Below are 8,235 nucleotides of genomic sequence, written 5' to 3'. Positions count from 1 at the left end.
CGCCCATTTTGATGCTGATAGCGCACTTTGGCTAAGAAGGTGTGCTGGTAGAGTGCGGTACCAGTTTCGCGTTGGTGCCAGCTAAAACTGCTCCACGACACTGCATTTGGCGTCTTAACGGTCACGTACCGTCCGTCGGTCACTGCTGGCCCTTGTGGCGTTGTCGCCGCAGCTAGGACGCGCTCAGCACTGGGTGTTTGAGTGGCCACGGTCACCCCAACCGCACTCGAAACACTTAGCAGTGCTGTCCCTAGAACTATGACGCGTTTGATGTTTTTCATTATGCACCTCCAAGTGATATGAGCGTATTTTATCACATATTTCGACTCAAAAAAAATCTCTTAAATCAATAAAAAAAAGGCGTCTCCGTTTGACGCGGAGACGCCATTGCTAACTAATAGATTATTCTTCGTCCTCTAGAATCTGACGGAACGGGATCAAGCTCTCGGCGTGATACTTCTTAACGAAGGCATCAACGGCGGCCGGATCCTGGGTCTTCTTGTCCAGAACCAGCTGCTCGACTGGAATCGGCCGCAAGTCAGAAATCTTAACGTCGATTACAACGGGACCATCAGCGGCCTTAGCCTTGGCAAAGGCCTCCTTCAGCTCGGCCAGCGTGTGGACCTCAAAGCCGGTCGCACCCAAAGCGGCTGCGGCAGCCCCGTAATCGGCGTCGATCAAATCGACCCCGGAATGCGGCTGCTTGGTGTCATCCTGCTCGGCCTCAATGAAGCCAAGCGACTCATTGGTCAGCACCACGTTGATGATCGGCATGTGGTACTTGACCTGCGTCAGGATGTCCTGCATGACCATCGCAAAACCGCCGTCACCGGAAATCGACCAAACCTGGCGATCCGGGTACTCAGCCTGCGCGCCAATCGCTGCCGGCAGCGCATAGCCCATCGTCGCGTACCAGCCACTGGTGGTGAAGCGCTGGTGCTTGTCGGTGTTCAAGTACCGCATGCCGTTAATGGTGACATTGCCGACGTCGACTTGGAAAATCGCATCGTCGGTGGCCATATCATTGATCTGCTTGAAGACCGGTTCAACGCGCAGCGGCGTCTCATCGTCATCTTCAAACGACTTCATCCAATCGGCCCAGTTCTGCTTGTCTTTCAGCGCCGCCTGGTACCAGCCGGTTTCGGGCTGCTGGTCGATGGCGTCGGTCAAGGCAATGATTGTCTTTTTCGCGTCGGCCAAAATCGGGACATCGACGTGGTGCCGACGACCGAACTTCGCACTGTCGATGTCGACCTGGATGTACTTGGCTTGCGGACCGATGAAGAAGCTCTGGAACGGCATGTCGGAGCCAAGGAACAGGACAGCATCAGTGTTGGATGCGATCTCGATCCCAGCTTAGAGGCCACCCGGCCTGCCGAGCCATGTTAGCCTTGTAGGAATCCGGAATGATGCCCTTGCCGAGGGCAGAGGTCAAAATCGGTGCGTGCAGTTTTTCGGAAAGTGCGATGATTTCTTCACGCGCACCTCGCGCCCCGTTGCCGACGTAGAGCAATGGGTGCTTCGCCTCGGTCAGGATCTTGGCCGCAGCCGCGATCTTCTCTGCTGGCGGCTCTGGCAACAGTGGCTTCTGGTAGTCGGCGGCGCGAGAAACATAGTTGTCCTCGATTGGCTGCCAGCCCAGGTCTTTCGGAATCGTGACCACCGCCACCCCGCTTTTGGCGTAGGCCTGCGCAATGGCGTCGTCGATCACGGCAGGCAACTGCTCGGCGGTCATCACGGTGCGATTATAAATGGAAACATCCGCAAACATCGGGTTCTCGTTCATTTCCTGGAAGAAATTGGTGTTCATCGCGCTGGTCGGGACCTGACCCACCAGCGCAAGCAGCGGCACGTGATCCCACTGAGCATCGTACAAACCATTCAGCAGGTGGACAGCGCCAGGGCCGGCTGAACCAAAAGTCACCCCGATCTTGCCCGTGACCTTCGCCTCGCCGACTGCGGCTAAGGCTCCGACCTCTTCGTGGCGCACCTGAATGTAATTCAGGGTGTCCTTGCGGTTGTGAATCGCGTTCATCGTCGAATCGAAAGAGCCACCAGGCAACCCGTATATATTCTTGACGCCCCAACTCTCAATAACCTTCAGTCCAGCGTCTGCTGCATTGATCTTAGTCATGCTCTCGCCTCCAGAATTATTCTACTTACGATTAATAAGTATCAACGTCTTTTAGTATACGCAAACGGCTTACCAAATACAAGCAAATTTAGAAAAACACCGTTAGTCATACTTTAACACAGGTACTGAGCGCGCTTACACCAAACTGTCTCGCCATTCAAAAAGCCGCCCCTCAGGTTGCCCGATAGGCGGCTTAACTCGCTAATTAGCCTGGTACTGGCGCTCCTGGCCAGTGACACCGGTCAGAACAAACGGTCCGGCAAAGTAATTGGGATCCGTGCGGTAATCCGCCTTTGCGTAGGGCACTGCGTCCTGGAAAACCGCTTCATACTCCGCGACGCTCAGCTGACGCCGGGCGTTCAGCGCGCCAATGTGTGCCGCGCCGTGCAGCTGATCCCGATAACCTTCAACCAACGCGCCAGAGAAGAACTCCCCAACGGCACCCGACCCGTACGAAAACAGGCCCAGCAAATCCCCTGCTGCCAAGCTGTCATCATTTTCTAGCAGTGACAGCAGGCCCAAGTACAGCGAGCCCGTGTAAATGTTACCGATGCGCCGGCTGTACTGGATGCTGTGATCAAAATGCAACAGCAGATCTTGTTGCTTAGTGGCGTCCACTTCCGGCAACACTTGCCGCAGGGCCTTGAGCCCCATTTTTGTGTACGGCAGGTGGAAGGTCAACGCCTTAAAATCGCTGAGCGTCCGCCCGGTCGCCTGTTTATACGCGGCCCAGTCCAGCGCGAAGAAGTGCAGATACTGCTCAGTGGAATATTTGCCGCGGGCCAGCGCCTGATCCGTGTACACTGGCCGCCAAAAATCACCGATGTCCTCGGCATGGACCACCGAATCATCATTGATGACCAGGATCCGCGGCTCGGCGCTGATCAGCATCGCCACCGCACCGGCGCCTTGGGTGACCTCACCGGCCGTGTTCAGCCCGTAACGCGCAATATCTGCGGCGATCACCAACGCCTGCCGACGCGGATGCGCGGCAACATAATCGCGCGCCATCATGAGCCCAGCCGTGCCACCGTAACAGGCCTCCTTAATTTCAAGCGTGCGCGCCGTTTCCGGCAGGCCGGTCAGCTTTTGAATAAAAAGCGCCCCGGCTTTGCTGGCGTCAATGCCACTTTCCGTGCCTAGAACAATGAGGCCAAGCCGCGCCGAGTCGATACTGACTTGAATCTGGCGCACTGCCGCGGCCCCCATGGTGACCACGTCCTGACTTGACGGTGGCACCGCCTGCTCGTCTTGACCGATCCCGATGGTGTACTTATCCGGATCAACGCCTCGCGCATTTGCGAGCTGACGCAAATCAATAAAGAATTCGGGACTGTATAACCCGATTTGATCGATGCCAATGTTCATTTAATGCTTCCCCCTTAATTCTTCGAGCACCTTGCGCGCAGACGCCAAGTCGCGTGCTTGCGCCGGCAACCGGTCGGCGACTGCCGCGATTTCATCCCCAGTGGCACCAGCGGCGATGGCGAGTGCTCTGGCTTGCAGCGCCATGTGCCCAGCCTGAATTCCTGGCCCGGCCAGGGCGCGCAGAGCGGCCAAATTTTGCACCAGCCCAAGCGCAGCCAGACTCATCTGAAGGTCTGCGACCGTGCGAATGCCGCCCATGCTTAAGGCCGCCTGCGCCTTGGGCAAGGCTGAAATCGCCCCGCCGACGACTCCCACTGGTAGCGGCAATTTGATGTGGCCAACTAGCTGGCCACCTGCCAGCTGCCAAGTACTAAGCGCTTTGCCTTGGGTATAAGCACCGACCGCCGCAGCCACCGCGCGCGTATCATTCCCAGTGGCGAGCACGGCTGCCTCAACGCCATTCATAATGCCTTTGTTGTGCGTGGCCGCACGCAGCGGATCACATTGAGCCAAGTCGCTCAGCGCGGCAATTTTTTTCCGCGATGGTCGCCCCGTTGCCTGGCGCCGTCGCAATCGTACTCGGATCCAGCGTCACCTCGGCGCTCACCAGCTCGCTGCTGCCGTTGGTCAAGATCGCCACCAAGACGGGCTGATCGAGCAAACCAGCGGCGGCTGCGGCCACGGCCTCGGCAATCGTGTTGGCCAAGTTCGCCCCCATCGCCTGACTGGGATCGATCGTCAGTTGCAGGATCAAAAAGCGATCGCGCTGCTCGCAGGTGATCTGCTTTAGACCACCGCCCCGCTTGACCGCCGAGGGATGAGCTGCATTCGCCACCGCAAATAACATCTCACGGTGTTGGTCGATCATCCGACTTGCCGCGTCAAAATCCGCGACGTCATCAAACACGACTTCGGCAATCACGCGGTGCGGCCCAGCAGACGCCTTCACCCCACCGTTCAAGTTAGCCAGGCGGGCGCCGTTGCTAGCGGCGGCCACCACAGAGGGCTCCTCGGTCACCATTGCAAGCTGCCGGACGGTGCCGTTCACCGTGAGGTTACGGACGACACCCAGCGGCAGGGCAAACTGGCCAATCTGGTTCTCGATGAGATTGGCAGCGACGGCATCGTCGAGGCCTTTTTCGGCCAGACAGTCAGCGCCTCGGTTCGACAGTATGCCCTCTTCAATCAGCTGTTGACGCCGAGCCGCAGGCGTTTTTTCATAAAACTTCGTCATGGCCGCGCCACCTGCATGGCCACGCCAATGCCCCCGCCAACGCACAGCGCGGCAACACCCGTGTGCTGATCGCGGTTTTGCAGGGCGTAGAGGAGCGTCACCAGCACGCGCGCCCCTGACGCCCCCAGGGGATGTCCCAGCGCCAGCGCCCCGCCATTGACGTTCAACTTGGCGGCGTCCAGGTCCAGCTCCTTGGCTACCGCAATGCTTTGGGCCGCAAACGCCTCATTGACTTCGAATAGGTCGATGTCATCTAACTGGGTCCCAGTTCGTTTGAGCAGTTTCTCGATCACCCGCTTCGGGGCATAACCCATGAAGTTGGGGTCAATGCCCCCTTCGCTGTAACCGCTGATTGTCGCGAGATAAGGGATGCCTTCCTGCTCGGCCAGGTCCTTGCGCATCAGGACCAGCGCCGCGGCGCCGTCATTGATCCCACTGGCATTGCCGGCGGTCACTGTGCCGTGTTCTTTGAAGGCCGGGCGGAGCTTCGCAAGTTTGGCGAGGCTCGTATCTGGGCGGGGGCCTCATCTTGGCTGACCACGACCTCGCCGCGCTTCGTCTTCACCGTCACTGGGACAATCTCGTCGGTAAACGAGCCGGTTTGCTGCGCGGCGACGGCCTTCTGGTGCGATGTCAGCGCAAACTGATCCTGCGCCTCTCGCGTCACGCTAAACTGATCCGCCACGTTTTCTGCGGTGATGCCCATCGGAAGACCCGTGAACGCATCGGTCAGCCCGTCGCGCATCACGCCATCGACCATTTCGACATTGCCCAGCGCGTGACCGGCGCGCATTTTCGTTGTGTAGTAAGGCGTCTGGCTCATGCTTTCGGTGCCGCCAACCAATACAATGTCCGCATCACCCAGCAGAATCGCGCTTTGGCCAAGGCGCACCGCCTTGAGCCCTGACCCGCAGACCTCATTGACGGTCATCGCTGAACTCTCCGTGGTCATTCCCGCTTTGAGGGCGATCTGCCGCGCCACGTTCTGCCCGCTATTCGCCTGCAGGACGTTGCCGAACACGGCCTGGTCAATACGCTGCGGGTCGATCCCGGCGCGCGCGATTGCCGCCTTCGCCGCGCAGGTACCCAGGGCGACGGCGGATTCCTGGGCCAACACCCCGTTTAGTTTGCCAATTGGTGTCCGAGCCGCACTGACGATAACCACTTCTGTCATGAGATCGCTCCTTCGATTTTTACTTGAATCCAATTATACACGGCCGCACGCACCCACCGGTTTGGCCTTAAGAAATCTTACAAAATGGCCGACTTCAGGTAGAATAGAGACAGCAAAAGAGGTGGGCCCATGCGCGTGATCGACCTGTTGGCACTATTTGCCGACCAAAATAAAAAAAACGCTCGTTCAGCTGCGGGCTGACGGCGTTCAAACCAATCTGGATAAAATTGCAACCGCCGAGATCAACGACGAGCGCCAAGCAATCCTCGTGCCCAAAACCAGTGGCCACCCCCTTCACCTTTGGGAGCTGGCAGTTCTGCTCGACAAGCCGGAGCTGCGGACCCGCTACCTTTACGTTCAGGAAAAGGCCGGCAAACGCCCACTGTTCGGCTTTCAGCAGGTGGCCAATGTCTTGGTGATCAACTGATCAGCTGGGCAAGCGGCGCATCAGCGCTTGAGGTGCGGGCGGTCAATCAGCATGACCTCCAGCTGATCCGCCAGCTCCTTAGCGGCGTCCGTAAACTCCGAGTTGGTGATCACTGCGGCCTCATCGCACTGGTAGAAGCTGTGCCCGGAATAGGCCTCTTGGACGGCCTTGTTCCCTACTTGCCCCTCGTAACGCTTGCACTGAAAGCCCACGGTTTTCTTTTTCTTCGTGCCAATGATGTCAATGCCCTGATCACCTGAGGCCTTGGTGGTCTTCAGGCGCTTAAACCCGTTTCGCCGCAGGAGGTAGACACAGAACCGCTCAAACTCCTCGCCGTCCATCTGGTCGACTTCCTCCATTTGCAGGTCGCGGAACTGAAAATGATGGTGGTACACCAGCAGCGCGTTAACCCCCACCCAGCCAACAATCAGGATGAAGCTGGCCAGATCAAGATAGCTGCGCCACTGGCTCAAATAGGTCCGGCCGAAAAAAAAGAATAAACCAAAGCGAGCCCAAACCCGAGCGTTAATAGCCAGTATAGGCGGCGGAAAAAAGGTCCGCATGGCCTGAACAAGTCGTTTCAATGAAATCACCTTTCCTAAAGCACTTCCTCAATACTACCAGAAGTGACTAAAGTGCGTGGGCGAATTTTCATTGAATGTTGACCACCAGTTCGGTACCATTAAATGATAGACGAAAGGAAGCGCTCTCTTTTGAAAATCTCCTCTAAAGTGTTCTACCGCCTGGGGTCGGAAAACGTCATGCAGTACTCGCTGCAGAATGATCACCACATGACCCTGAATTTCCTGACGTTCGGTGCGCGGGTGCAGCAGGTGCGCCTGCCCAACCGCGACCAGTTTGACCCCAATCTCAGCATCGGGTTCATCACTTTCCAGGACTACGCAGAAGATCCGGGCCATTTCGGTGCTGTGATTGGCCCAGTGCAAGGGGAAAGCCCTGAACTGCCGCCTGATTCCGGACGCACCGGCTGGCAGAACTACAACTGGGATGCGGAGACCGAGCAGGAAGACGATCACGTCTCAGTCAAGTTCACCCTAACGCTTGGCGACCACCAAGACGGTTTGCCGGGCAGCCGCCGCATCAGCATCGTGCACACACTTGATAACCAGAATCGCTGGACGGTCGACTGGCACATCGAAACGGATACGCAGATTCGAATCCGGCCGCGGCTGAATGTCGCCTTCGCGCTGACCGGCGATCCCGCCCAAAGCGTGATGGATCAGCACTTGCGCCTGGACGCCGAACCGGTGCCGATTCCTGAGCGAACGCTGACCGCCGAGGCCACTCAGGCCTCACTGGTGGCCAACGACTGGGCCTTGACGGTGTCCACTGAAGCCAAGGGGCTGACCGTTGACTCGTTTGCCGACCTCAGCGCCGCCCACTACTTTAACGGCATCACCGGCGCGCCGCACGCTGCGATCGCCATTTATCCAACCACGCCGCTGTTCACGCTGATGCCGGGGGCAGCCTTTGAGCGCCACACCGTGTTTACGCTGCACGCGCTGGCTTAGGTGGTGGGTAAATGAGCCTAACTACGTCTGCTTTACTAGCGCTGGTGCTGCTGGGGGCGCTGACCGGCGCCACTACCTGGCTGGTCAAAAGCCGTATCATCCGGCACATCCTGTTGGTGATTGCCGCCATCCTGGCAATTGCGCTAGTCGCCGTGCTGATCAAAAGCCTCATGTAACCACTCAAAATGCCTTGAGTCGCACTGGCCGACCCAAGGGCATTTTGCATACTAATCTTAAGCACACAAAGGGCGCCATCCCTTTCGAAATGGTGTCCCCTGCCACCAGGTGTAACCCCGGTGGCCCTTATTGCAGGGTTGCCCCTGCCTGCTATCCTCGCCACGTCACCGCTTTGAGTCGCTTTATTAA

Annotated in this window: 4 protein-coding genes and 5 pseudogenes; 3 read left to right on the top strand and 6 right to left on the bottom strand. The window is 57.9% G+C overall.

Annotated elements, in window-relative coordinates; all coding sequences use genetic code 11:
* The 5 genes and pseudogenes from JCM13995_RS14695 to JCM13995_RS11845 all read right to left on the bottom strand — a co-directional run.
* Positions 1 to 281, bottom strand: a pseudogene (locus tag JCM13995_RS14695) (hypothetical protein); the annotation flags it as partial.
* 121 nt (positions 282 to 402) lie between these two features.
* A pseudogene (spxB, locus tag JCM13995_RS11860) lies at positions 403 to 2,134 on the bottom strand (pyruvate oxidase).
* 201 nt (positions 2,135 to 2,335) lie between these two features.
* Positions 2,336 to 3,502 carry a hydroxymethylglutaryl-CoA synthase gene (locus JCM13995_RS11855; protein ID WP_054665910.1) on the bottom strand — a complete coding sequence of 389 codons (1,167 nt, stop codon included), beginning with the start codon at positions 3,500 to 3,502 and terminating at the stop codon, positions 2,336 to 2,338.
* Positions 3,503 to 4,736 (bottom strand): annotated as a pseudogene (locus tag JCM13995_RS17865) (hydroxymethylglutaryl-coenzyme A reductase family protein). It lies immediately after the preceding gene.
* A pseudogene (locus JCM13995_RS11845) lies at positions 4,733 to 5,910 on the bottom strand (acetyl-CoA C-acetyltransferase). Before JCM13995_RS11845 ends, JCM13995_RS17865 begins: the two co-directional pseudogenes overlap by 4 nt.
* Positions 5,911 to 6,067: 157 nt before the next feature.
* On the opposite strand from JCM13995_RS11845, the gene JCM13995_RS11840 reads away from it, so the two are divergent.
* Positions 6,068 to 6,337, top strand: a complete 270-nt coding sequence (locus tag JCM13995_RS11840) for a hypothetical protein (protein ID WP_054665907.1) — start codon at positions 6,068 to 6,070, stop codon at positions 6,335 to 6,337.
* Here JCM13995_RS11840 and JCM13995_RS11835 read toward each other — a convergent pair.
* Positions 6,338 to 6,911: pseudogene (locus JCM13995_RS11835) on the bottom strand (restriction endonuclease).
* A 139-nt stretch (positions 6,912 to 7,050) separates the two neighbouring features.
* On the opposite strand from JCM13995_RS11835, the gene JCM13995_RS11830 reads away from it, so the two are divergent.
* Both JCM13995_RS11830 and JCM13995_RS14690 read left to right on the top strand, forming a co-directional pair.
* Positions 7,051 to 7,869, top strand: coding sequence for an aldose epimerase family protein (locus JCM13995_RS11830; protein WP_054665905.1), 819 nt, complete (start codon positions 7,051 to 7,053; stop codon positions 7,867 to 7,869).
* 11 nt (positions 7,870 to 7,880) lie between these two features.
* Entirely contained in the window at positions 7,881 to 8,045 is a 165-nt protein-coding gene (locus JCM13995_RS14690) for a hypothetical protein (RefSeq protein WP_156314472.1), read from the top strand.
* Positions 8,046 to 8,235 lie beyond the last annotated feature (190 nt).

The sequence above is a fragment of the Lacticaseibacillus camelliae DSM 22697 = JCM 13995 genome, from assembly GCF_001311195.1.
Taxonomy (GTDB): Bacteria; Bacillota; Bacilli; order Lactobacillales; family Lactobacillaceae; genus Lacticaseibacillus; species Lacticaseibacillus camelliae.
The sequence above is the reverse complement of the archived record's forward strand: the minus strand, read 5'-3'. Positions and strand labels throughout refer to the sequence as shown.

What these genes read in the sequence shown, in the direction of transcription:
- JCM13995_RS11855 (WP_054665910.1), bottom strand. Translation starts at nt 3,502, where the DNA reads ATGAACATTGGCATCGATCAAATCGGGTTATACAGTCCCGAATTCTTT.
- JCM13995_RS14690 (WP_156314472.1), top strand. Translation starts at nt 7,881, where the DNA reads ATGAGCCTAACTACGTCTGCTTTACTAGCGCTGGTGCTGCTGGGGGCG.